This window comes from Burkholderia sp. THE68 (assembly GCF_009938265.1).
Taxonomy (GTDB): domain Bacteria; phylum Pseudomonadota; class Gammaproteobacteria; order Burkholderiales; family Burkholderiaceae; genus Caballeronia.
In genome coordinates, this window is the sequence record NZ_AP022316.1 from 1,205,615 (window position 1) to 1,230,743 (window position 25,129).

The 25,129-nt window shown below is 64.3% G+C and carries 22 protein-coding genes; 5 read left to right on the top strand and 17 right to left on the bottom strand.

Annotated features, from left to right (window positions below):
• Positions 1-5 precede the first annotated feature (5 nt).
• Entirely contained in the window at positions 6-2,135 is a 2,130-nt protein-coding gene (locus tag BTHE68_RS19120) for a phosphocholine-specific phospholipase C (protein ID WP_162067820.1), read from the top strand.
• A 41-nt stretch (positions 2,136-2,176) separates the two neighbouring features.
• Here the strand turns inward: BTHE68_RS19120 and BTHE68_RS36650 are convergent, their stop codons facing one another.
• Positions 2,177-2,347 carry a hypothetical protein gene (locus BTHE68_RS36650; protein WP_174258079.1) on the bottom strand — a complete coding sequence of 57 codons (171 nt, stop codon included), beginning with the start codon at positions 2,345-2,347 and terminating at the stop codon, positions 2,177-2,179.
• A gap of 284 nt (positions 2,348-2,631) precedes the next feature.
• Here BTHE68_RS36650 and BTHE68_RS19125 point away from each other — a divergent pair, with 284 nt between their 5' ends.
• Genes BTHE68_RS19125 through BTHE68_RS19140 form a run of 4 tightly spaced genes read left to right on the top strand, consistent with a single transcriptional unit; the run spans position 2,632 to position 7,115 of the window.
• Complete coding sequence (locus BTHE68_RS19125; RefSeq protein ID WP_162067821.1) at positions 2,632-3,588, top strand: HlyD family secretion protein; 957 nt, start codon at positions 2,632-2,634, stop codon at positions 3,586-3,588.
• Positions 3,585-4,529 carry an ABC transporter ATP-binding protein gene (locus BTHE68_RS19130; protein ID WP_162067822.1) on the top strand — a complete coding sequence of 315 codons (945 nt, stop codon included), beginning with the start codon at positions 3,585-3,587 and terminating at the stop codon, positions 4,527-4,529. The genes BTHE68_RS19125 and BTHE68_RS19130 overlap by 4 nt, the downstream gene beginning before the upstream one ends.
• Positions 4,526-5,686, top strand: a complete 1,161-nt coding sequence (locus tag BTHE68_RS19135) for an ABC transporter permease (RefSeq protein WP_162067823.1) — start codon at positions 4,526-4,528, stop codon at positions 5,684-5,686. Before BTHE68_RS19130 ends, BTHE68_RS19135 begins: the two co-directional genes overlap by 4 nt.
• Before the next feature lie 10 nt (positions 5,687-5,696).
• Positions 5,697-7,115, top strand: a complete 1,419-nt coding sequence (locus BTHE68_RS19140) for an efflux transporter outer membrane subunit (protein ID WP_162067824.1) — start codon at positions 5,697-5,699, stop codon at positions 7,113-7,115.
• Here the strand turns inward: BTHE68_RS19140 and BTHE68_RS19145 are convergent.
• From BTHE68_RS19145 to BTHE68_RS19220, 16 genes are all read right to left on the bottom strand, one after another.
• Positions 7,108-8,625, bottom strand: coding sequence for a class I adenylate-forming enzyme family protein (locus BTHE68_RS19145; protein ID WP_162067825.1), 1,518 nt, complete (start codon positions 8,623-8,625; stop codon positions 7,108-7,110). The two genes, BTHE68_RS19140 and BTHE68_RS19145, sit on opposite strands and share 8 nt — an antisense overlap.
• 51 nt (positions 8,626-8,676) lie before the next feature.
• Positions 8,677-9,579, bottom strand: coding sequence for an SMP-30/gluconolactonase/LRE family protein (locus BTHE68_RS19150; protein ID WP_162067826.1), 903 nt, complete (start codon positions 9,577-9,579; stop codon positions 8,677-8,679).
• A gap of 15 nt (positions 9,580-9,594) precedes the next feature.
• Positions 9,595-10,539 carry a 3-hydroxyacyl-CoA dehydrogenase gene (locus tag BTHE68_RS19155; protein ID WP_162067827.1) on the bottom strand — a complete coding sequence of 315 codons (945 nt, stop codon included), beginning with the start codon at positions 10,537-10,539 and terminating at the stop codon, positions 9,595-9,597.
• Between the two features lie 26 nt (positions 10,540-10,565).
• The gene (locus BTHE68_RS19160) at positions 10,566-12,665 is read right to left on the bottom strand and encodes an ABC transporter permease subunit (protein ID WP_162067828.1); all 2,100 of its coding nucleotides are present in this window, start codon (positions 12,663-12,665) and stop codon (positions 10,566-10,568) included.
• A 10-nt stretch (positions 12,666-12,675) separates the two neighbouring features.
• Positions 12,676-14,193, bottom strand: a complete 1,518-nt coding sequence (locus tag BTHE68_RS19165; RefSeq protein ID WP_232077967.1) for a sugar ABC transporter ATP-binding protein — start codon at positions 14,191-14,193, stop codon at positions 12,676-12,678.
• Between the two features lie 9 nt (positions 14,194-14,202).
• Positions 14,203-15,330, bottom strand: coding sequence for a sugar ABC transporter substrate-binding protein (locus tag BTHE68_RS19170; protein ID WP_061178957.1), 1,128 nt, complete (start codon positions 15,328-15,330; stop codon positions 14,203-14,205).
• 40 nt (positions 15,331-15,370) lie between these two features.
• Positions 15,371-16,144 (bottom strand): N-acyl homoserine lactonase family protein, encoded by a 774-nt coding sequence (locus BTHE68_RS19175; protein WP_162067829.1) that lies wholly within the window; start codon positions 16,142-16,144, stop codon positions 15,371-15,373.
• Between the two features lie 13 nt (positions 16,145-16,157).
• Positions 16,158-17,090 (bottom strand): 3,5-dioxohexanoate:acetyl-CoA acetone transferase, encoded by a 933-nt coding sequence (kce, locus tag BTHE68_RS19180; RefSeq protein WP_061178959.1) that lies wholly within the window; start codon positions 17,088-17,090, stop codon positions 16,158-16,160.
• Between the two features lie 15 nt (positions 17,091-17,105).
• Positions 17,106-17,912, bottom strand: coding sequence for an SDR family oxidoreductase (locus BTHE68_RS19185; protein ID WP_162067830.1), 807 nt, complete (start codon positions 17,910-17,912; stop codon positions 17,106-17,108).
• Positions 17,913-17,959: 47 nt separating this feature from the next.
• On the bottom strand, positions 17,960-18,613 hold the full coding sequence (locus BTHE68_RS19190) for a GntR family transcriptional regulator (RefSeq protein ID WP_162067831.1): 654 nt from the start codon (positions 18,611-18,613) through the stop codon (positions 17,960-17,962).
• A 187-nt stretch (positions 18,614-18,800) separates the two neighbouring features.
• The gene (locus tag BTHE68_RS19195; RefSeq protein WP_162066891.1) at positions 18,801-19,103 is read right to left on the bottom strand and encodes a hypothetical protein; all 303 of its coding nucleotides are present in this window, start codon (positions 19,101-19,103) and stop codon (positions 18,801-18,803) included.
• Positions 19,069-19,881: a glycosyltransferase family 2 protein gene (locus tag BTHE68_RS19200; RefSeq protein WP_286202789.1), complete on the bottom strand. Its 813-nt coding sequence runs from the start codon at positions 19,879-19,881 to the stop codon at positions 19,069-19,071. Before BTHE68_RS19200 ends, BTHE68_RS19195 begins: the two co-directional genes overlap by 35 nt.
• Before the next feature lie 113 nt (positions 19,882-19,994).
• Complete coding sequence (locus tag BTHE68_RS19205; protein WP_162067832.1) at positions 19,995-21,914, bottom strand: hybrid sensor histidine kinase/response regulator; 1,920 nt, start codon at positions 21,912-21,914, stop codon at positions 19,995-19,997.
• A complete protein-coding gene (locus tag BTHE68_RS19210; protein ID WP_162067833.1) occupies positions 21,911-23,635 on the bottom strand; it encodes an ATP-binding protein in 1,725 nt (574 codons plus the stop codon). The genes BTHE68_RS19205 and BTHE68_RS19210 overlap by 4 nt, the downstream gene beginning before the upstream one ends.
• Positions 23,632-24,696 carry an anti-sigma regulatory factor gene (locus BTHE68_RS19215; protein ID WP_162067834.1) on the bottom strand — a complete coding sequence of 355 codons (1,065 nt, stop codon included), beginning with the start codon at positions 24,694-24,696 and terminating at the stop codon, positions 23,632-23,634. The genes BTHE68_RS19210 and BTHE68_RS19215 overlap by 4 nt, the downstream gene beginning before the upstream one ends.
• Positions 24,681-25,121, bottom strand: coding sequence for an anti-sigma regulatory factor (locus BTHE68_RS19220; protein WP_061178966.1), 441 nt, complete (start codon positions 25,119-25,121; stop codon positions 24,681-24,683). The genes BTHE68_RS19215 and BTHE68_RS19220 overlap by 16 nt, the downstream gene beginning before the upstream one ends.
• Positions 25,122-25,129: the final 8 nt, after the last annotated feature.

Below are 25,129 nucleotides of genomic sequence, written 5' to 3' on the forward strand. Positions count from 1 at the left end.
AACCGATGACCTCGCCTAGCCGTCGCCGTTTCCTGCAAACCGTCGCCCAATCGGCGGGTGCCGCCGCAGCGCTCACCGCCTTTCCCGATTCGATCCGTCGCGCACTGGCGGTTCCGGCCGCCTCGCGCAACGGAAGCATTCAGGATGTCGAACATATCGTCGTGTTCATGCAGGAGAACCGCTCCTTCGATCACTACTTCGGCCACTTGCGCGGCGTGCGCGGCTATAACGATCGCTTTCCGATCCCGCTTCCGAACGGCAAGCCCGTATGGTTCCAGCCGTCGAAAGCGGACCCGACGAAGCCCGTTTTGCCGTTTCATCTCGACACCTCGACGACGAGCGCGCAATGTGTCGGCGATCTGGACCACTCTTGGTACAAGACGCACGCTGCAATCGATGCGGGCCGTTACGATCAGTGGTGCGCGAACAAGACCGACATGACGATGGGCTACCATCTGCGCAGCGATATTCCGTTTCACTATGCGCTGGCCGATGCATTCACCGTCTGCGATGCCTACTTCTGCTCGCTGCCCGGACCGACACACCCCAATCGCGCCTATCTCATGACGGGCATGGTCGACCCGACGGGCACGAAGGGCGGCCCGCTTCTCGACAACAACGATTTCGTGGATGGCGACGGCCCGCCGAATTATCAATTGCTGTCGTGGACCACCTATCCGGAACGGCTTCAGGAAGCCGGCGTTTCATGGCAGATCTATCAGCAAGGGCTGACGGGCGACGATCCGCTCAATGGCAACTACGGCACCAACATCCTGCAGAACTTCACGAACTTCATCAATGCGAAGCCCAGCACGCCGCTCCATGAGCGCGCGCAGACCGTGCGCACGATCGACGATCTGAAGGCCGACGTGCTCGCGAACCGCTTGCCGCAAGTGTCGTGGCTGTGCCCGCCCGCAGCGTTTTCCGAGCATCCGAAATACACGCCGGCCTATGGCGCGGAATACACGTCGCAAGTGCTCGACGCGTTGACTTCGAATCCCGAGGTGTGGAGCAAGACCGTGCTCTTCATCATGTACGACGAGAACGACGGATTCTTCGATCATGTCGTGCCGCCGCAGCCGCCGACCTCGCGCGCGCAAGGCCTATCGACCGTCACGACCGACGGCGAAATACACAACATCGTGAATCCGGCGCGCGGCGGCAGCTATACCGTCGACAATCTGCCTTATGGTCTCGGGCCGCGCGTGCCGATGACGATCGTGTCGCCGTGGACGAAAGGCGGCTTCGTGTGCTCGCAGGTCTTCGATCACACGTCGGTGATCCGCTTCATCGAAGCACGCTTCAACGTGATGGAACCGAACATCACGCCGTGGCGTCGTTCGGTGTGCGGGGACCTGACCGCGGCATTCGATTTCCGCACCACCGATTCACGCATGCCGACGCTCCCGGACACGAGCAATTACCGCACGATCGCGGACAACCAGTGCTCGACGCAACCGCCGCCGACCGTCCCCACGACGCCCGCGCCGATCGACGCTCAGGAATCCGGGCCACGTTTCGCCCGCGCATTGCCTTACGAGTTGCACGTGAACGGCCACGCGAAAAGCAAGCAGAATCAGTTTGTCATCGAGTTCGCGAACACGGGCCGTCAGGGCGCGCACTTCTACGTGTATTCGGGCAATCGCAGCGATGGTCCGTGGCGCTACACCGTCGAAGCAGGAAAGTCCGTGCGCGAAACGTTCGATCTCGTCAACACCAACGGCGTCTATGCCTTCACGGTGTACGGACCGAATGGTTTCCTACGCAACTATGCCGGCAGCGTCACGCGCGCGACGGACAAGCACGCCGAGCGCAACGCGCAAGCGGAAGTCAAGGCGCACTACGACATCGCGAACGGCAACCTCGTGCTTCGCTTCGTCAACGACGGCAATGCGCATGCAAGGCTATCCGTGGTCGATAACGCATACGGTGCACACGCGCGTCAGGTGAATGTGCCGCCGGGCGCAACGGTCGAGGAAACCTGGAATCTCGCGGCCAGCCATCACTGGTATGACGTGACGGCAAGTGACCGCGACGACGCGAGCTTCTCGCGCCGCATCGCGGGTCATATCGAAACCGGGCGGCCGAGCATAACCGATCCGGCTGCCGTCGCACCTGTCACGTCCGCCAACTGAGAGCGCGCACTCCGCCCCGATGCAAACCGGGGCGGAGTGCGTCATTCATCGTGCGGCGGTTGTTCTTGTAACGCCGTATCGCGGATGACTTCCGCAAATTTTTCCAGCGCCTGCAACGGGCCGCTCACGCTGTTGTATTCCTGAGTTCCGATCCGGCCTTCGAGTACCACCGAAAAGCCGCAGTCCTGCGCAATTTTCAAAAGATCGTCCATATCGCATTCGCCTCATGTCGCAATCGGCGAAGCAGATGTAATGCCCGCCTTTACGTCGGTCATTTTTACTCTTACCGCGATACGAGTCCGAATTTTTACCCGGCGTGATTCGTCTGTCTTTATCGCCCTGATCACCTCGCGGCCGTCGTTCTCTCTCCTATGCTTCTCTTCAAACGCAGGACGTGTGCGACAAACGTGCGCTCCGCTTGACATCGACGTCCCGGTTCACGTATTGTTTGGTACACCAACCAAGAAACACAAAACGCTTATTTTCGGAGCACGTCATGAGCCGCGTCACCGGCATAACTTTCTGCTTGCTATTCGCCGCGAGTCTCGCGGCGTGCTCGCACCAGGATCGCGATAACTATCAGGGTTATGTCGAGGGCGAATTCGTCTACTTGGGTTCGTCGCAATCGGGCAAGCTCACGGCGCTATCCGTCGCGCGCGGGCAAACAGTGAAAGCGGGCGCGGGCACCTTCGCGCTCGAATCCGTCGATGAAACGGCAGCGCTCGATCAGGCCCAGCGCCAGCTCACGGCCGCCCAGTCGCAACTCGAAGACATCCTCACGGGGAAGCGCGCTCCAGAGGTCGCTTCGGTGCGTGCACAACTCGCGCAGGCGCGCGCGAACGCGCGCAAGGCCGCGTTGCAACTGAGCCGCGACGAAGCGCAATTCAGCGCGGGCGGCATCGCCAAAGGGCAACTCGACGACTCCCGCGCGAACGCCGATGCCGCCGCCGCGCAAGTGCGCGATCTCGGCGAGCAGGTCGATATCGCACGCTTGCCGGGCCGGCCGCAACAGATCGCCGCGCAGCGCGCGCAAGTGGCGGCCGCGCAGGCGTTCGTCGCACAGGCGCAATGGAAAGTCGATCAGAAGCGCGTGGCCGCGCCCGCGGACGGACTCGTGTACGACACGCTCTATCGCGTCGGAGAATGGGTGCAGGCGGGCAATCCTGTCGTGCAGATGCTGCCGCCGCAGAACGTGAAGGTTCGCTTCTTCGTGCCTGAGAACGTGGTCGGCAGCCTCGCGACGGGCCGCGCGGTATCGATTCATTGCGACGGCTGCGCGGAAGACGTACCCGCGAAAATCACCTACGTGTCCAATCAGGCGGAATACACGCCACCGGTCATCTACAGCAACGAAAGCCGTTCGAAACTCGTGTTCATGGTCGAGGCCCATCCTCAGGCAAGTGACGCGGCGAAGCTTCATCCCGGCCAACCCGTCGCGGTGAGGTTGCAATGAACGCACAGGAAACGCCCTACGTCATCGACGTGCACAAACTCAACAAGCATTTCGGCGACAAGCACGTCGTCAACGACGTGTCCTTGCAGGTCGCGCGCGGCGAGATCTTCGGCTTTCTCGGTCCGAACGGCAGCGGCAAGACAACATCGATTCGCCTGATGTGCGGACTGCTCACGCCGGATTCCGGCAGCGGCACCTGTCTGGGTTACGACATCGTGCGCGAGAGCGAAGAGATCAAGCGCAACGTCGGCTATATGACGCAGCGCTTCTCGTACTGGGAAGATCTGACGATCCGCGAGAACCTCGATTTCGTCGCACGCATCTATCAGATGGCGAATCGCCGCGAGGCCGTGGATGGCGCGCTCGAAGCGCTCGGCCTGCAAAGCCGCGCGAATCAACTGACGGGCTCGCTCTCGGGCGGATGGAAGCAACGCCTCGCCCTCGCCGCCTGCATGCTCCACGAGCCGAAACTGCTGTTGCTCGACGAACCCACCGCCGGCGTCGATCCCACCGCGCGCCGCGACTTCTGGGAAGAGCTGCATCGTCTCGCCGCGAAAGGTATCTCCGTGCTCGTCAGCACGCATTACATGGATGAGGCCGAGCGCTGTCACAAGCTCGCGTATATCGCTTACGGCAAGCTGCTGGCACAAGGCACCGCGAGCGAAGTGATCGCATCGCAGAACCTCTCCACGTGGACCATTCAGGGCGAGCATCTAAGTGCGCTGTCGGAGCGCTTGCGCAAGACGCCGGGCGTCGATCAGACGGTCGTGTTCGGCTCGGCCCTGCACGTGAGCGGCAGCGATCATGCCGCGCTCGAACAGGCCGTGCGCGATGCGACCAGGGACGGCGCAACGCGCGCCGCACGCATCGACACCGGGCTCGAAGATGTCTTCATCTATCTGATGAGCCGCGCCACCGATAACTTCAAGGTGACATCATGAGCGTGAGCGGCTTTCTGGCGGTCTTCACGCGCTTCTCCTTCACGCGCTGGTGGAGCATCGTCACCAAGGAGTTTCTGCAATTGCGGCGCGACCGCATCACGTTCGGCATGATCGTCGGCTTGCCGATCGTGCAGCTCGCGCTGTTCGGCTATGCGATCAACACGGACCCGAAGCATTTGCCGACGGCTGTCATCATCGGCGATCAGAGTCCGTTCTCGCGCAGCTTCATCGCGGCGATGACGCACTCCGAGTATTTCGACATCGTCGAAACACTTCCCGACGATGCAGCGGGGCGCCGCGCGCTCGCGCAGGGCCGCGTGCTCTTCGTGCTCGACATTCCCGCCGATTTCTCGCGCAAGCTGTTGCGCGGCGAGCGGCCCGCGCTGCTCGTCGAAGCGGACGCCACCGATCCGAACGCGGTCAGCAAGGCGAGCAATTCACTGACCGGACTCGTGCAGTCGGTCGCCAGCAAGGACATGACCGGTCCGCTCGCGCATTTGAACGCGACGCCCGCCCCTTTCGACGTGCAGGTCCACAACCTCTACAACCCGGAAGGCATCACGCAATACAACGTCGTGCCCGGTCTGATGGGCGTGATCCTCACGATGACGCTAGTCATGATGACCGGCCTCGCGATGACACGCGAACGCGAGCGCGGCACGATGGAGAACCTGCTCGCCACGCCCGTTCTCCCGCTCGAAGTGATGACGGGCAAGATCGTGCCGTACGTGTTCATCGGCCTCATTCAGGCGTCGATCATTCTCGCGGCCACTCGCTTCGTGTTTCATGTGCCGTTCGTCGGCAATCCGCTCGCGATCTATCTCGCCGCGCTGCTGTTCATCGCCGCGAATCTGACGGTGGGCATCACGTTGTCATCGCTCGCGCAGAACCAGCTTCAGGCCATGCAGCTGACCATGTTCTATTTTTTGCCCAACATCCTTCTGTCGGGCTTCATGTTTCCGTTTGCGGGCATGCCCGGCTGGGCGCAGTTCATCGGCAATCTGCTGCCGCTCACTTATTTCAATCGCCTGATTCGCGGCATTCTGCTCAAGGGCAACGGCTGGGCGGACCTGTGGCCTTCGGTCTGGCCGATGGCGCTTTTCACCGTCATCGTCATGTGCATTGCATTGCGCTTCTACCGGCGCACGCTCGACTAGGAAGATGTCGATGAAACCGATCCTTTCCCTTTGCGCGATCGTCTTGTGCGGCTGCACCGTGGGCCCCGACTTTCACGCGCCCGCGCCGCCCGATACGCAGACCTACGTCAAATCGTCCGCGGCATCGCAAGGCTTTCCATCGGCCGAGCATGCGTTGCCGCTCTGGTGGACGCAGTTCGGCTCCGATCCGCTGAACCGTCTCGTCGATCGCGCGCTGAACGACAGTCCGACGCTCGAACAAGCGCGCGCGAAGCTCGTGCAGGCGCGCGAAGACTATCGGGCGCAAGCGGGCGCGACGTACTTCCCCGCCGTCGATGCCTCGCTCTCCGGCACGCGTCAGAAGGTCGATCCTGCCGCGTTCGGCGTGCCCATTCCGAGCCCCGGACCATTTACGCTCTTCGATGCATCGGTCAGCGTGTCGTACACGCTCGATATCTTCGGCGGCGAGCGTCGCGCGCTCGAAGCATTGCGCGCGCAAGTGGATTACCAGTCGTTCGAACTCGATGCGGCGCGGCTGACGATTGCGGGCAATGTCGTCGCTACCGCGATACGGCGCGCTTCGTTGCAGCAGCAGATCACGCTCACCGAACGTCTCGTCGATGCGCAGAGCCGGCAACTGGGCATCATGGAAGGCCGACTGCACGCAGGCGGCGTCGCGACGCTCGATGTACGCAGCCAGCGCACGCTGGTCGAGCAGACGCGCGCGAGTTTGCCATCGCTCATCACGCAACGCGATCAGGCCGATCACCGGCTCGCGGTGTTGCTCGGCGTCGAGCCGTCCAAAGCCGATTTCGATGCGATCACGCTCGACTCGCTGCATCTGCCCGGCAGCGTGCCGCTCACCTTGCCTTCGACGCTCGCGCGCGAACGTCCCGACATCCGCGCCTCCGAGGCCTTGCTGCATCAGGCGAGCGCGAATGTCGGCGTGGCGACGGCCGATCTCTATCCGAAGTTCTCGCTATCGGCCGGAGTTGGCAGCCAGCGCACCAACATCCACGACATGCTCAACAGCCTGAACGTATGGAATGCCGGTCTGAATCTCACGCAGCCGCTGTTTCATGGCGGCGAACTGCGCGCGAAGAAGCGCTCGTCGGAAGCGGCCTACGACGCGGCGATGCAAGCCTATCGACAAACCGTGCTGGACGCGCTGCAACAAGTCGCCGATAGCCTGACCGCGCTTCAGAACGACGCGAGCGCATTGCAGGCGCGCGAAATCGCAGCAAATGAAGCACAAGCGAATCTGGATACGACCGGCGCGCGCTACGCGGCTGGCGGCGTAAGCCGTTTCGATTTGCTCGACACGCAACGCCAGGCGTTACAAACACAGCTCGATTACGCGCTCGCGCAAGCAACCCGCTTCTCCGATACCGCCGCGCTCTTTCAATCGCTGGGCGGCGCGGGCGAAGACATGAAGGCTGCCACTAACTAGCGAGCGTCCCGAGCCGATGCTTGAGCACCTTGCCGCTCGCGGAGACGGGCAACGCGTCGAGAATGCGGATCGACGAAGGCCGTTTGTATGGCGCGAGCCGCGCGCTCACCCACTCCGCGAGTTCGCATTCGTTCGTCGAGCAACCCGGCCTCAGTTCGACGAACGCGAGCACCTCCTCGTTGCCCTCCACCTTTCGTCCAATCACGGCGGAATGCAGCACGGCGGGATGGCTGTTGAACGCCTGTTCCACTTCGGCGGGATACACGTTGAAACCCGAGCGGATGATGAGTTCCTTGCTGCGTCCGACGATATACAGATTGCCGTTCTCGAAGCGCGCGAGATCGCCGGTCTTGAGCCATCCGTCCGCCGTCACCGTGGCCGCCGTTTGCGCCGGATCGCGATAATAACCGAGCATGACGTTCGGGCCACGTACCCATAGTTCGCCAGTATCGTCGTTATCGAGCGGCACGATGCGCGCCTCGACACCGGGAATCAACGGACCGACGGATGAATCACGCGCGGGTACATCGAGCGATGTGTTCGACACGGTCGGACTGCTTTCGGTCATGCCATAGCCGTTGTGCAAGGGCACGCCATAGAACGCTTCGGCGGCAGCCTTGAGCGTCATGTCGAGCGGTGAGCCGCCGCAATAGACGAAGCGCAGCGACGGCGCGTTCAGGCCGCCGCGCGGCGTGAAGTGATCGATCAGCTTCGCATGCATCGCGGGCACGCCCTGAAAGATCGTCATGCGTTCTTCGCTGAGCACGCGTCCCGCGCGCTCAGTATCGAAGCGCGCCGCGAGCCGCAGCATCGCGCCCGCGTAGAGCGAACCGAGGCACATCGAAGCGAGGCCGAACACATGCGAGATCGGCAGCACGGCATAGACGCGATCGCTGGAACCCACGCGGCGCAGCGTGCTCGATACCGCCGCGACGAACAGCAGATTGCGATGCGAAAGCATCACGCCCTTCGGCGCACCGGTCGTGCCCGTCGTGTAGATGAGCGCGGCGCATTGCCGGTCCGATGGCAAGCCGTGCGGCTCCTGCGCGGAAGTCGCATCGACGGCGCTCAGTGCGAACGCGCCTATCGAAATTACGTCGAGCGATTCGACCGAAGCGCCATCGCGTTGCGCGTGATGCGCGGCATCGTCGGAGGCTTCGACGGTATAGAGCGCGATACGCGGTTTCGCATGCGCACGGATCGCGTCGAGTTCGACAGCGGACAGACGCGCGTTCGTCACGAGCGCCCACGCATCGAGACGGCTGGCCGCAAAAAGCGACGCCACGAGCGCGACGCCGTTCTCGCCGATCAGCATCACGCGATCGCCGGCGCGCACGCCCGCAGCCGCAAGACGCGCGGCGAGCGCATCGACGGCATCGTCGAGTTGCGCATAGGTCAGCGTGCGCGCGTCCTCATGCAACGCGATGTGATCGGGATGCGCCTTCGCGCCGCGCGAGACGATCGCGTCGATGCGCGCGGGCAAGGACGCAAGGAGCTGATTCGTATCCATGTCGGGCGATACCGTTCGTAACCCTGAGGCCCGAATGATAACGCCCGCGCCTCATCCCGCGAAACGCGGCTCGGGAATGCCGCGCACGCCGAGCCCCGTCACCGCGAAGAGGCCGCCCTTGTCGCGCTCCTTCTGCGGAATGCCCCACATCGGACGGCCCATCGTCGATACATAGAGGATGTCGAGATTCGGTCCGCCGAACATCACGCTCGTCAGATTGCGCACCGGAAACGGCACGACGCGATCGAGCTTGCCATCGGGCGCGAAGCGCAGAATGCGCCCGCCGAACACGAGCGCGGACCAGATATAGCCTTCCGCGTCGACCGTCGCGCCATCGAAGGTGCCCGCCATGTCGTGCGCCGATACGAACAGGCGCTTGTTCGTCGCCGCGCCCGTCTCGATGTCGTAGTCGTACGCGTACATCTCCTTGCTGTAGGTGTCGGTGAAGTAAAAGGTCTTGTTGTCGGGGCTCCAGCATGGGCCGTTCGAGCAACTGATGCCGCTGTCGAGCCGCGTGACCTTGCCGTTCGTATCGAGCCGATAGAGACCGCCGCTGCGCGTCGAGCGCTGGCCGCGATCGGCGTCGTAGCGGTCGAAGTCGTACGACATGGTGCCCGCGATGAAACGGCCGCGACGATCCACCTTGCCGTCATTGAAACGTGTCTCGGGATCGTCGCTTTCCGGATCGGCGATGAACTGCACGGTCTGTGCGTCGAAGTCGTAGAAATGCAGGCCGTTGGCGAGCGCGACCACCGCGCCGCCTTGCTCGCGCAACGCCATCGAGCCGATATGACGCGGCACGAAATAGCGCTTCACGTCGCCGCCGTCCGCGCGACAGCTATAGATTTCGGCGGCCGTGCTGTCGATCCAGTACAGCCGTTCCTCCTTCACGTCCCACAACGGTCCTTCGCCTAGATGATTGTTCGCGTCGACCAGCAAGCGTACTTCGGCCATCGTTGTCTCCTTGAGTTAGTCTTCGCGGTCCTCGACATCGCGGCGATGCGCGAGCAATGCCATCAGGCGGCGATCGCGCCAGCGGCTGCGTTCCTCGATCCGGTCGCGCGGCAGGACGGCGCGGCGTTCGGCATCGAGCTTGCCGAGCGTGCCGGCGGGCCAGTCGAACGGCGTGCGTCCTGACGCGATCGCGCGATACGTACCGCTGTAACGCGCCGCATAATCGGCCACGCCGCCTGGCGCATTCAGGTCGATGGTTTCGAACGGTCCCATGAATGACCAGCGCATCGCGAGGCCGTCGCGGATCACGGTGTCGAGATCGGCGGCGCTCGCATAGCCTTGTTCGTAGAGACTCAACGCTTCGTCGAGCAGCGCGCCTTGCAGGCGATTGAGCAGAAAGCCCGAAATTTCGCGATTGACGGTGACGGGCTTTTGTCCCGCCTGTTCGTAGATGATGCGCGCGCGTTCCAGCGCTTGCGGCGAGGTCCACGGCGCGCCGCACAACTCGACGAGCGGCACGAGCGAAGGCGGATTCACCGGATGCGCCACCAGACAGCGCGCGCGGCCTTCGATGCCTTCGGTGAACGTCGATGCGGGCAGTCCCGAGGTCGAACTCGCAAGCAGCGCATCGGGCTTCGTCAGTCGATCCAGTTCGATGAACAACGCGCGCTTGGCGTCCACCACTTCCGCGATGTTCTCCTGCACGAGATCCACATCGGCGACGGCGTCGGCGAGGCTTTCGCGCGCGCTGATGCGCGCCACGATCGTATCGACGGGTTCGTCGATCAGATGGAACGATGCGAGATCCTGCACGCTTTCGCGGATCGCGGGAATCGCGCCCGCGAGCATCTCCTTCGAAGCGTCGTGCACGTTGACCGTGAAGCCGCTTCTTGCAAAGACGATCGCCCACGCGCGGCCGATGCGCCCCGAACCGATCACCGCAATGTTTTTCGCCTGCATCTGTGTCTGGTCCTCATTCGAATGGGTCAGCTTTTCTTGTCCCGCAACGTGATGACCGCTGCGAGCACGACGAGCCCGTTGATGATGTCGCGCACCGCGGGCGGCACGGTGGTTCCTGCGAGCAACGTGCCCAGCGCGGTGAGCAGCAACGCGCCGCCGAATACGCCGAGATAGTGTCCGCGTCCGCCGGTGATCAGCGCGCCACCGACGACGACCACCGCGATCGACGGCAACAGATACGGATCGCCCATGCCGAGGAACGCTTGCGAGCTGAACCCGGCGAGCAGCAGGCCGACGATCGCCGAGCACAAACCGGAGAGGCAATACACCGCGATCAGCGTCGTGCCGACTCGCACGCCCGACAGCTTCGCCGCGACCGGCGAATTGCCGACCGCATACACGCGACGGCCGAACGGCGTGCGATGCAACAGCACCAGCGCGATGACGAGAAACACCGGCACGCTCCACGCCGCGAGCGACAACGGCCCGAATCGTTCGTTGGTGAATTGGCTGATCGCCGAGGGCGACCATCCTTGCGGCGAGCCGTTGCAATAGATCAGCGTCAGCCCTTGCAGCAGGCCGTTCGCCGCGAGCGTGACGACGATCGGCGGCAAGCCGAGCATCACGACGCCCACGCCGTTGAATACACCAACCAACAAGCCGACGAGCAGCACCACCGGCACGGCCCACGCCGCGGCACCGTTCACGCCGTGTGTGAGTCCGGTCAACAGGACGCCGGATAGCGTGATGAGCCACGGCATCGAGAGATCGAGACCACCCGTCAGAATCACCGCGCCCTGCCCCAAACCGAGAATCGCGAGAAACAAGGTCAACGTGAGCAGGCTGCTGTAGAAATTCGCGCTGACGAGCACGCCCGGCCCATACACGAAGCCCGTGATGACCACCACCGCGAAGAACAGCAGATACGCCGGCACGACGTACTTGACCCATTCGCGATTGCGCTCGATCCAGTCGGCGATGACGCGCCCCTTCAGTTCCGTGTTCTCGACCGGGCGAAAATCATCGACTTCGAACGTGACGTGGCGCGCATGGCGATCGTCGCGCGCCCGCGTTCCCGTTCGCATCGCCTTGAACCACTGCGCCGCGTGACGCGCGCATTCGTGCGCCGCCGATTGCTTGCCGATCGACGAACCGAGCACCGCGAGAATCAGGATCACGGCCTCGGCGATGGTCGTGAAGAACGCGGACACGTTCAGCACGAGCAGGATGTTCACGGTGATCATCAGCGTCATCGCGGCGAACACGGTCCCGACGCAGCCGCCTCGCCCGCCGCCGAGCAGCGTGCCGCCGAGCACGACCGCGGTGAACATCGACAGCAGCAAGGGGCGGCCGACGAGCGGATCGGCCGAACCCGTCTGCGCCGATACATACAGGCCCGCCGCCGCGTAGAACATGCCCGCGAGTGCATAAGTCGCAATGCGATAGCGCGTGACCGGCATGCCGTTCGCATACGCGCCGTCGGGGTCGCTGCCGAGCGCATACAAGCCCACGCCGAAGCGCGTGCGCTTGATGAACGACCAGATCAGCAACGCCAGGACCAGCAAGCCCGCCGACATCGGCAGCTTGTCGGGAATGAGATCGGCCGTGAGCAGCGCGCCGAACTGATCGCCTACGCTGCCACCGGGCTTGTTCTGAATCAGCAGCGTCAGACCCTGCACCATGAACATCGTCGCCAGCGTGACGACGATCGATTGCAGGCGAAACCATGCGATCAGCGCGCCATTCACGAGGCCGATGCCGCCGCCGATTGCGAGAATCAGCGCGGCGCCCGCCCATTGCTCGACGGGCGAGCCCTGCACGAAGCGCACCGCGAGCACGTTCGCGAGCGACACGACCGCCGACGCCGACAGATCGAAACCGCCCGACAGCACGACGATGGTCTGCCCGATCGCCGCGAGCGCGAGTGTCGTCGCACTCGAAATCACCGAGCCGATGTCGTAGAGCCCGACGGGCGTCGCGGACAGCGCGACCCATCCGGTGAGCATCGCGAGGAGCGCGCCGATCGCGATGATGAGCCCGCGATGATGATCGATGCGCGCGCCCAATCCCACACGCGCGCCCGGCCGCACGACCTCGCTATCGGGCGACGCAACAGCTATCTTCATGAGCAACCTCTCAACTGGAAAGCATCTTGCGCATCACGTTCTCTTCGGTCAGCGCATCGCCGCTCAGTTCACCGACATTGCGCCCGCGATACATCACCGAAACGCGGTCGCATACGTTGACGAGTTCGGGCACATCGGTCGAATAGAACAGCACGGCGCCGCCCGCCGCCGCGAACGCGCGCATCAGCACGAAGATCTGGTGCTTGGTGCCGACGTCGATGCCGCGCGTCGGATCGAACATGAGCCACACGCGGCTTTGCGTGAGCAGCCATTTGGCCATCGCGATCTTCTGCTGATTGCCGCCCGAGAACGAGAGGCACGGCTTGTAGAGCGCGCGCGGATTCACTTCCATCTGCGCGAGCGAGCGGCGGATCGCGGCCTGCTCCCGCTTGCGGTCGATGAGGCCGAAGCGCGCATAGCGCCCGATCACCGGCAGCGACACGTTCTCGCCGCCCGGCAAGCGCAGGAACAGGCCTTCGGTCTTGCGGTCCTCCGGCAGGAAGCTCGTCGATACGCCGGCCTTCAGCGAATCCGCCGTGCAGGTGAGCGTGACCGGTTTGCCATCGATACGTATCTCGCCATCGTCGATATAAGTCGCGCCGAACAGGGCCTCGAACAGCTCGCGTTGCCCCATGCCCTGCAGCGCCGCGATGCCGTGCACTTCGCCGGGCTTCACGGCGAGATCGAAATCGGTCACGACGCCATCGACGCGAACATTGCGCGTCTCGATCGCGGGCGTCGCGTCGAGCTTCACTGAAGCGACTTTCGGCGGATACTTCGCCTCCATCGAGCGGCCGATGACGAGGCGGATCACTTCGTCGTCGGAGATATCGGCGGCGTCGAACGCGCCCACGTCGCGGCCATTGCGATACACCGTGAGGCTGTCGCAGAACTCACGCACTTCCTGCATGCGATGCGAGATGAACACGAAGGTCACGCCGCTCGCCTTCATTTCGTCGATGCGCCTCGAAAGCCACGCGACATCGCGGCCCGACAGCGCGGAAGTCGGTTCGTCGAGCAGCAGCACTTGCGGAGCGCGCACGATCGCCTTCGCAATTTCGATCTTCTGCCGCACCGGCAAGGACAGATCGCGGATGTATGCGCCCGGGCGCACGTCGGACAGTTCGAGTCTGTCGAGCCATTCCGCCGCCTGCCGCTGCGCGTCGCGCTTCTTGATGCGCCCGAGAAAACCCGTCGGCTCGTACGACATCAAGAGGTTCTGCGCGACCGTGAGATCGCGCACGAGCGTCATCTCCTGAAACGCCGTCTGCACGCCCGCGCGATGCGCGTCCTTCGGGCTTTTCATCGTCACGTCGCGGCCCAATACGCGGATGCTGCCCGCATCGGGCTGCATCAATCCCGATAGCAGCTTGACCGTGGTGGACTTGCCCGCGCCGTTCTCGCCGAGCAGCGCATGCACCGCGCCGCGTTTCACCGAGAACGACGCGCCATCGAGCGCGACGGTCGCGCCGAAGCGCTTCGTCACCTTCGACAGATCGATCGCCAATGATGCGTCGTTCATCGTCATGCCTCGATCTCAGTCCTGATTACCCGTCAGGGCCGCGTTGAAGCCCACTTCCTTCGTATCTTCCGAGTAGATGTCCGCGAACCAGCCCGGCGGCACCTTGTCCGGCGGGAACGCGGTGCAGCCCGCCTTCAGCTCGTCGATGCTGCCGGTCTTGCAGAGCTTCGATTCCGAGGTCAGCACGAGCGGCAGCTTGAGCGTCACGCGCGCGGGGAAGTCGCCGCCGTCGAGTTTCTTCACGGCCATCTTGAGCGCCATCGCGCCGGAATAGGGCGGCGCGCCGTACGAGATCGAGCGATAGCCGATCGAGCGATACCCGCCCTGCCCCTTCACCTCGCCCGGCGGCAGCATCTGCACGCGATGCCCGTTCGACGATTCGCCCGCGCACGGCTTGATCTTGTCATCGGCGATGCCCGCTTCGAGTTGCATCGACGCCGCCGTGAAGCAGCCCACCTGCATCCACAGGCCGTCGATCTTGTCCCAGCTGTTGGTGGCGAGAATCTTCGAGAGCTCGGTCTTCGCGGTCGCCTGGCTCCACATGCCCGTGCCTTCCGCCACGATCTTGATGCCCGGAAACTTCGCGAACACGGCCTTCGCCGCCTCGGTGCGCGCGCGGTCCACGGACGTGCCCGGCACGCCCGTGATCATCACGACGTTGCCCTTGCCGTTGATGGTCTTCGCGAGCCATTCGGCGGTGACGGTGCCGGCTTGATGCTGGTCGATCGTCACGTTGTGCGCGCACGGCTCGGTCACTTCGCCGTCATACGCCGCAACGACGACACCCTTCGAGCACGCGTTCTTGATCGCGCGATTGAGCGCCGTCGGCGAGATCGGATAGATGACGATGGCCTTCGCGCCCGCCTGCACCATCGAGTTGATCTGCTGGATCTGCTTCTGCGCGTCGGTGCCGGCGACCTGCACTTCGAGGTCGACCTTGTCCTTCAGGGCGGGCGTGTTGGCCATCGCCTTGACCATGTTCGCGGCTTCCGTCTGCCAGTCGTTGCCGACATAGCTCATCGACAAGAAGATCTTGTACTTGCCGGCCGCGTGCGCCTGCCCCGACACGGCGAGCGCCGCCGCGAACGCGAGGCCGAGCGCGGCCCGTCCCGCATGACGAATCGACTGCGTCAATGCTTTCATGTCTTCCTCCGGTCTTCGTATGGTTATGAAGCGGGCGCTGCTAGCTTCGAACGTGCGGCAGACGCGCACTTGCGGGCAAGGCGATGCCCGCGCTGCCGGGCACGACGTTCGGGTCGTGTCCGGGTATGACGAAATCGGCGATCTGGCGGATACGCGACAGCGAGCCGATCTCCGCGAGCGTTTCATGCACGATGCCCACCGGCACGAGATCGACGATGTTCTCCATGCAGTTCGCGCAATCGCCCGCGATCAGCACGACGCCTTCTTCCGTATCGACCGCGACGGATTGATGACCCGGCGTATGACCCGGCGTCGGCACGACGCGCACGCCGGGCACGATATCGGTCAGGCCGTTGACGAACTGCCAGCGGAAATACGCGAGCGGCTCGCGGCCGATCAGAAACTCCTGGTAATACGTGGCCTGCGTCGGCAGCGGATGACCCGCGTATTCCCACTCCGCCGCCTGCACGATGAAGCGCGCATTCTTGAAGAGCGTATTGCCGCCGGAATGGTCGTAATGCAGATGCGTGTTGATGACGATATCCACTTCCTCCGCGCTCCAGCCGACGTATTCCTTCAGCGCGCGTTCGAGCTTCTCTTCCGGCGCCTGATCGCACGGGCACACGAAGCTGGAGACCCAGCCCGGATCGTGGATGCCCGTATCGACGACGATCTTCTTCTGCGCGCCGACGATCGCCGTCGACCACACCGGCACTTTCATCTGCTGTCCGAAGTAGCGGCCATACACCTGCGATGAGCGATCGACGGTGAGCCAGCCCGTCGGCATCGCGACTACTTTGAGCCTGGCGTTCACGATGCCCTCCGTCTCAGAAGTTGGTGTCGCTCGCGCCTTTCAGCTTGAGCATCTCGCGCGCTTCGGCGGGCGTCGCGATATCGAGCGACAGCCCTTCGATCACCTGCCGGATCTTCTTCACCTGCGCCGCGCTCGATTCGGCCAGCTTGCCCGGTTCGATCCACAGCGAGTCTTCGAGACCGACGCGCACGTTCGATCCCTGCGCGACGCCGATCGAACCGAGCGGAATCTGATGACGGCCCGCGCCGAGAATCGACCACACGTAGTCGCTGCCGAAGAGACGATCCGCCGTGCGCTTCATATGCGCGAGGTCTTCGGGATGCGGTCCGATGCCGCCCAGCAAACCGAACACGCTCTGCACGAAGAACGGCGGCTTGACGAGCCCGCGATCGACGAAGTGCGCGAGGTTGTACAAATGCGAGATGTCGTAGCATTCGTGCTCGAAACGTGTGCCGTTGTCGCTGCACGAAGTGAGGATGTATTCGATATCCGCGAACGTGTTCTTGAACACCAGATCGCGGCTATTCTCCAGATGCTTGCGCTCCCACTCGTACTTCAAGTCCTTGAAGCGCTCCAGCATCGGATAGAGGCCGAAGTTCATCGAGCCCATGTTGAGCGATGCGACTTCCGGCTTGAAGTGATGCGCCGGCTTCAAACGCTCCGCTACCGTCATGTGCGGACTGCCGCCCGTCGTGATGTTGATGACCGCATCGGTATTGGCCTTGATGCGCGGCAGGAATTCCTGAAACACGGCGGGGTCCTGGGTCGGATGGCCGTCGTTCGGATCGCGTGCGTGCAGATGCAGAATCGCGGCGCCTTCCTGCGCGGCCGCGAGCGCCGCATCGCCGATCTGTTGCGGCGTCAGCGGCAGATACGGCGACATCGAAGGCGTATGGATCGCCCCGGTCGGCGCGCATGTGATGATGACCTTGCGTTTCGTTGCCATGTGATCCTCGTTGTTTTAAAGGACTTCCACGTTGCCGCAGACCGAGATCGCCTGTCCCGAGATGCCGCTGCCCGCGGGCGAGCACAGAAAGAGCGCGGTGGCCGCGACTTCCTCGGGCGTCGTCATGCGGCGCAGCGAAACCTTCGCGAGATACTGCTTCTCCATCTCTTCATAGGAGAGGTTCAGCTGCTTCGCGCGCGCGGCAATCACGCGTTCGATGCGCGGCCCTTTCACGATGCCCGGCTGAATCGCATTGACGCGGATATTCGACGGCCCCAGTTCGATCGCGAGGCTCTTGGTCATGCCGACGACCGCCCACTTCGTCGCCGCATAGGGCGTGCGAAACGCGTAGCCGAGCCGTCCCGCCACCGATGACAACGCGATGATCGTCCCGCCACCGTGCGCCTCGCGCAGAAGCGGCACTGCGCGGCGCGCGAAATAGAACTGCGCATTCAGATTCACGTCGACGGTCTGCTCCCACTCGTTCACGTCGATCTCGTCGATGCCGCCGGTCGGTCCGGCGATGCCCGCGTTGTTCACGAGCACATCGAGTCCGCCGAGTTCGTTCTGCACGTCGAGGAACACGCGCTCGACCGCATCCTTGTCCGACACATCCGCGAGCGTCGATGTAATCGCATTGCACTCCGCGCTCGCTTCGGCTTGCGCCAGCGCATCGATCGCGTCGGGGCTCGCATCGCAGACGTGCACGCGCGCCCCCGCATCGACGAACGCGCGCGCGATCACGAGCCCGATGCCCGATGCGCCGCCCGTCACGAGCACGCGCAAGCCCGCGTGCGGTTTCAGCATCTGAAGAACCGTCATGCCTGTCTCCTTTTCTTGTTGTCGTTGCCGTGCGACTCAGGTACGACTCAGGCGCTTGCTTCGTTCGACATGTCGCCGTTTTGCAGGCGCTCCTGCAGATCGGCGGCCGCATCGCCGATATCTTCTTCGATGCCGGCGCGCGCGCCTTCTCCGTCGCCTTTCCAGAGCGCTTCGACGATATGGCGATGCGCGGCCATCGAACGGCGCATATGGGGAATGTCGGGTGCGACGAGATTCAGGAACGGGCCGATTCGCATCCAGAGGTTCTGGATCGTCGAGAGCGTCAGATCGCTCGCGCCGTGCGTATAAATGGCGATATGGAATTCGAAGTTGCTGCGCAGATACGCGGGTACGTCGCCCGCTTCGACATGCGCGTCCATCGTGTCGAAGATCGCCTGCAAGGCTTCGAGATGCGCGCGCGTCATGCGCGTTGCCGCGCGCTTCGCAACCGCCCCTTCCAGCGCGATACGCACGTCGCGCAGTTCGTCGAGCAGGTCGAGCGTCATCGGCGGGACCATCAGCGCGCGGCCGGGGCCGTCGATCAATGCGCCTTCCGCCTGCAGGCGCGTGAGCGCGGCGCGCACCGGCATGGTCGAAGAGCCGACTGCCTCCGCGACGCTGCGCAGGCTCAGCAACTGTCCGGGCGCAAAGCGGCCCGTCATGATCGCCTGCCGGAGCTGCGCGTGGACGCGGCCGGCCATCGTTTCGCGTGCAACTAATTCGAGCGCGGGTAAGTCCGTCGTCGAGCGTGTCGCCACTCTCTGCCTCCGTTCTTTCGTTCGGCTGCTGCGATGCGTTTTATGTGACCTGTGATCACACTTCAGTGGCTAAAGTTTCGGACGCGTGGGCGCGCGAGTCAACCTCGAATTGCTAGGTGAAAACGCGGACTCAAAGGCCGGTTTGTTCGAGCATGGTGCGGACGGCCGGTGAAACGTAGGATCGCGCAGCCTGAATGGCAGACGCATCGAGATGGTCGCGGTAGTGATTGGCGAGATAGGCCAGACGGTCGACGACGACGCCGGGAACTATCGATGTGTTTTGCCCAAAGTCCATGACATTGGCGACGACGAGTCGGTCGACTGCGCGCATGGTGTCGAGGAAGCTGTCGGTGAAAGGCGGATCGAACCGTTCCCACATGGCCACGATCAGATCAATGTCACGCGCAGCGAGGCTCGGATACCAGACCGACAAGACGCGACACCGAAATTTGAAGACCCGGGCGTGCAAGGTCCTCTCGTGTCTTGGTGAAATTGCCACTATGGTTCCTGTGCTCGGTCAGCACCTGATCGACATTGGCAAGCTGTCCGCCCGCGATCATGACCGACACGGCATAGTCCAGGTCCTCGGCGCTGCCCGCGTCATCGTCGAAGCGGATGCGGTGCTCACGAACGAACGAGCGCCGCACCATGAGCGTGCCGCCGCTCAACGTGTTGAAACCCTCGAACAGGCGCGCTTTGAGATCGGCGTCTCCCAGCGTGCAATACGCGACGCTGCCATCCGGAACACCTTCGCCGAATACGCGAGCGTGCGATCCCGCTGCAGCCAGACGCCTGCTTTCCCTGAAAGCCTCGACCTGGACGGCGAACCGCGTGGGAAGCGCCCGATCGTCGGAGTCGAGGCGCGCGATGAACTCGCCTCGCGCCGCGTCGAAGCCGGCGTTCGACGCGATGCTGATGCCCTCGTTCCGGTCGAAGCGGATCAGGCGAATGCGGCGGTCGTCGCCGGCGGCCTGACGCGCGGCGGCCAGGGTTTGATCAGCGGAGCCATCGTCCACGACGATGAGTTCCCAGTCTTCGATGGTCTGAGCCTGGATCGAAGCAATCGCTTCGCCTATGAGCGATTCCGCGTTGAAAGCGGGAATGACGGCGGTGACGAGGGGCGAGGAAGACACGATCGCTGGTCCGGAAAGTTTTGCGGCACAGACCGCTCGGCGGCTGCGGGATAGCCGCGCAATTGTGCCGCAATCCACCCGCGATAGTTCGCGTTTATCAGCCGATGCAACCTTTTTGACGCATGTAACCAGATATTGACGTCAATTTGCAAAACCATGCGATCCCGGCGGACGATCCTTCGGAATCCCGATCATGTGAACCTGTCCGACACCGCCCGCTGAATCTCCTCGAACGCGACCGGCTTCACGAGATGATGGTCGAAGCCCGCTTCCTTCGAACGCTGCCGGTCATGCGCCTGCCCGTATCCCGTCACCGCGATCAGCAACGCATCGGCGGTTGCGGGCCGCGCGCGCATCTCGCCTGCAAGGCGATATCCATCCATACCCGGCAAGCCGATATCGAGCAGCACGATCTGCGGCGCGAAGATATCGGATAGTGCGAGCGCTTCGATCGCGTCGTGCGCCGTGCGCACGTCGAAGCCGTCCGCTTCGAGCAGGAGCGCCATCGCGGTGGCCGCATCCACGCTGTCGTCGACGAGCAGCACGCGCCTGCCGCCTGCCACGCTCGCGGGCATCTGCGCGACGCCCTGCGCGGCCACCTGCGCATCCTTCGCGAGCGGCAGCCACACGATGAACTCGCTGCCCGCCTGCGGTCCCGCCGAATACGCCTCGATGCGCCCGCCCTGCAGCTCGACGAGCGTCTTCGCGAGCGGCAGGCCGATGCCGAGCCCGCCCTCCGAGCGTTCGAGCGACGTCTCCGACTGCACGAACAGATCGAAGATATGCGGCAGCATGTCGGGCGCGATGCCGATGCCCCGGTCGCGCACGACGATGCGTACCTCATCGCCGAACTGTGCGGTTTCGATCGCGATCTCGCCTTCTTCCAGGCTGTACTTCGACGCATTCGACAGCAGGTTGCCGAACACCTGCGCGAGCCGCACGTTGTCGCCGACGATATAGAACGGCGCATCCGGCAGATTCACCGTCAACGTATGACGCTTTCTGTCGAACGCGGGCTGCACGGTCTCGATCGCCGCCGCGATCGCCGCGGCGAGATCCACGGTCTCCTGGCGCAGCGTGATCTTGCCTTGCGTGATGCGCGCGACATCGAGCAGATCGTCGACGAGACGGCTCAGATGCCGCACCTGCCTGTCGATGATTGCGCGCACCGTGGCGAAATGCTGCACCGACGGTTCGCGATGGGGGTCGAGCAAGTCCACCGCGTTGCGGATCGGCGCGAGCGGATTGCGCAGTTCGTGCGCGAGCATCGCGAGGAACTCGTCCTTGCGGCGATCCGCTTCACGCAACAGCAATTCGGCGGCCTTGCGCTCGGAGATATCGTTGACGATGCCCGCGATGCGATACAGCCGCGCCGGATGTCCCGCCGCGCCGTGCACGGGAAACGCGCGCTCCGCCACCCAGCGCGGACCGCCGCTCGCGCGCACGATGCGATATTCCACCTGATACGGCGTGCCGTTCGCGAGCAGTTGCCGATACGCATCGGCAACGTGACCGCGATCCAGCGGAAGGATATCGCCGGACCAGTGATCCGGCCCGGGCACGGGCGCGGGCGCGCCGCCGCCGGTATCGAAGAGACGCGCGTAGGCGGGACTCACGTACAGCAGTTCGCCGGACGTGGGATCGAGCATCCAGAATACGTCGTCGATATTTTCGGCGAGCTGGCGAAAACGCTCCTCGCTCTCGCGCAGCGCGTTTTCCGCGAGCCGCACGCGCAACAAGGCACGCACATGCGCGATCAGCTCAGCCGGCTCGACCGGCTCGGTCAGATAACTATCCGCGCCGCCTTCGAGACCGCGAATGCGATCGAGGCTGTGCACGGCCGCCGCCGATGTCTGCAACACGAGCGCGCTCGCGGTCTCCGGCGACGCCTTGATCTGCCGGCACACTTCGAGCCCGTTGATGTCGGGCAGCTTCACGTCGAGCAGCACGAGATCGGGCGCTTCGGCGCGCACGCGTTCCAGCGCGGCAGTGCCGGTCGCGGCCTCGATCACGTTGAAGCCCGCGCGCGACAGGATGCGCGTTTTCGCATAGCGCGCGCCGTCGTTGTCGTCGACGTTGAGGATGAGCACCTCGCTCCAGTCGCTTCTCATGATGCCCGCCCCTTGCCCGTAACCACATCCAGCACGCGAGGCAGTTCGCCGCCGCCCACCGGCTTGCCGATGAACGCGGTCGCGCCCAGCGCCTGCGCTTCATGGCGATCGTCGCCCTCGCCGAGCACGACGATCGGAATGCTGCGCGTCGCGGCCTGTGCGCGCAGCGCCGCGAGCCAGATCCACGCTTCCGATGGCGCGGGCCGCACCGCGAGCAGCAGCGCGGCAGGCTGCGTGTGCACGAGCAGGCGGCCGGCTTCGTCGAGCGTCGCGGCGCTCATCGATCGATACGGCGATTCGCGCAGCGCCGCTTCGCAATCGAGCCGCTCGACCGGATTGCTCGCGACGATCAGCACGGCGGGCCGCGTGTCGCTTGCCGCATGACGCGCCGCGTCGAAGTCCGCGCCGTAGTGCGCCGGAATCGTCGCGCTGAAGACCGAGCCGCGCCCGGCCTCGCTCGTGAGCGACACATCGCCGCCGAGCAGCTTGCAGAGCTTGCGGCACAACGGCAATCCGAGACCCGTGCCCTTCGTGTATTGCTGAAGTCGATTCTCGACCTGACCGAACTCTTCGAACACGACTTGCTGATGCTCGGGCGCGATGCCGATGCCCGTATCGGCGACGGAGAACGTGATGAGCCGGCGCGTCTCGTCATAGCTCGCGCTGACGCGCACTTCTCCGCGCTCGGTGAACTTGAGCGCGTTCGACACGAAGTTACGCAACACCTGCGCGACCTTGGCTTCGTCGGTGCGGATGGGCGGCAGGCCTTCGCACGAATCGAACACGAGCTCCACCGCGCCGCCCGGCGACAACGGCCGCAGCATGCCGCGCAGCGCCGAGAACAAGGTATCGACTTCGAATTCGGCGGGACGCACTTCGATCTTGCCCGCTTCGATCTTCGCGAGATCGAGCAGATCGTCGACCGTTTCCGACAGATCTTCCGCTGCCTTGCGGATGAAGCGCACCTGCTTTTCCTGCTCTTCGGTCAGCTCGCCGTCGATACGTTCCAGCAGCAGCTTCGACAGCGCGCGGATCGACGAGAGCGGCGTGCGGAACTCGTGACTCATGTTCGAGAGGAAGCGCGACTTCGATTCGTCCGCGCGGCGCAGATGATCGGCGCGCGCATCGAGTTCCGCGTAAAGCGCGACGACACCGCGATTGGTGTCTTCGAGTTCGCGCGTGAGGCGCGTCAGTTCTTCCTGACGCTCGCGCAGATCGGCGAGCGCGGCGATCAGCTCGCGGTTCTGGCGTTGCAGCTCGGCGGCGGTGTCCTGACTCGATGGACGCGAGAGGACGAGCTTCACCGCTTGCACGTCGCACGGCGCGCCGTCGGGCAATGCCTTTTCCAGCGAGATCGACGTGACGCCGTTCGCTTCATCGGCGATCGCGCACTGGTCCATCAGACGCTGCGCGGCGAGCAGGCCGAGCGCGGCTTGCGAGTCGTCGTGATGCATCGCGCGCAGCCGCTCGCCCGCGCCTGCGCCCGCCAGAAAACGCACGACGAAGCGCGCCGGACGCGCAGCGTCATCGACGAGGAATTCGGCGCGCGCCGCCGGTCCCGCGATCAGCACGGTGCGAGCGGCTTCGAGCACGGACGTGGCAATGCGCGTCTGATCCTGCGCCGAAAAGCCGAGCGCCGCGCTCGCGTCGCGCGCCTTCACGCGGGCCGCGACGATATCGCGCTCGTCTTCGATGCCCATCGCGTAGAGCGGCTGCATCATCGTGCGCCTCCGGACACGCGCGCGACGAACACGGTGACGTCGTCGCGGCCGCGCGTGAAGTCGCGGTACAGCACCGCCGCGACGAGCGCCGGATGCCGCATCGCGAGCCCCGGATAGCGCGCGAGATCCCAGCGCGAGGTGAGCCCGTCCGAATGCAGCACGACGAGCGCGTTCGGCGGATACGGCACATCGAACAGTTGCGCGCGCCGCGCCGCATGCCCGACGATGCCTGCATGCGACACCAGATGCCTGTGCGACGCTTCGCTCCACACGCTCGCCGAGATATTGCCGATGCCCGCGAACGTCACCGGCATGTCATTCACCAACGCTGACGCCGGCATGCGCGCGATGCCGACCGCCGCGCCGCGCGTCGGGCGCAGCGCCGCGTTGGCGGCTTCCATGATGTGGTCGAGCGGCAGATCGCCATTCGCGGCGAGCGCCTTCGCCGCTTCGATCGCGGCGACATTCGCAAGCGGACCATGGCCGAGGCCATCGGCGACGAGCACGGTGAATTCGTCCTGATTCGCGTGACACGCCCAGGCATCGCCGCTGACGGTTTCGGTTTGCAGCGGCAGGTTCACGACGCCATACGTCAGCGGCGCCGCCGGCAGGTTCGCCGCGCGCGGCGCATTCCAGAACACGACGCGCAGCACGGTGCCGCGCCCCGGCGCGCTCCAGATGTCGAGCTCGCCGGAAAGACGCTCGATCGCGCCCATGCCGTTGCCGGGACTGCCCGCGGTCGTGTAGCCATCCTCGAAGCAGCGGTGCAGATCGGCGATGCCCGGGCCGCTGTCGATGCACAGCACTTCGATGCCGTAGCGCTGCGCGTCTGCGTTCTTGTCGACGAGCGGCCGCACGAGCAGCTCGCCGCGCTGTGCGTGCTTGAGCAGGTTCGTGCCGCACTCGGTGACGACGATCGCGAGCTCGCCCGCCGTCGTCTCGTTGAAACCGAGCCCGCGCGCGAGTTCGCCGATCGAGCGCCGCGCGTAGGCGATCTGGCTCGCCTCGGCGATCTCGTAGCGCTGCTGCGCGGCCATCGATTCCTTCAGAACGGTTTCCATTTGGTGATCGAGACGTGCGTGCCTTCTCCTGGCGCCGAGCGGATATCGAACTCGTCGCACAGGCGTTTCGCGCCGCCGAGGCCGAGGCCCAGGCCGCTGCCCGACGTGAAGCCATCGGAGAGCGCGCGTTGAATGTCCGGAATACCGGGACCGTTGTCGACGAATTCGAGTCTGAGGCCGCGGCGGCCGTTGCGCTCGACGAGATAGCAATGTACGTCGCCGCCGCCGCCGTAGATGAGCGTATTGCGTGCCAGCTCGCTCGCGGCGGTCACGAACTTGGTCTGATCGATGAGCGACAGCCCCTGCGCGACGGCCTTCTCGCGCACGAACTGGCGCAACCGCACGATCTGCTCGTCGGAGCGGATCGGCAGCGTGTCGGGCGGCGACGAGGACGTCGGCGCGGCTGTGGAGTTGAGGATCATCATGGCATCGT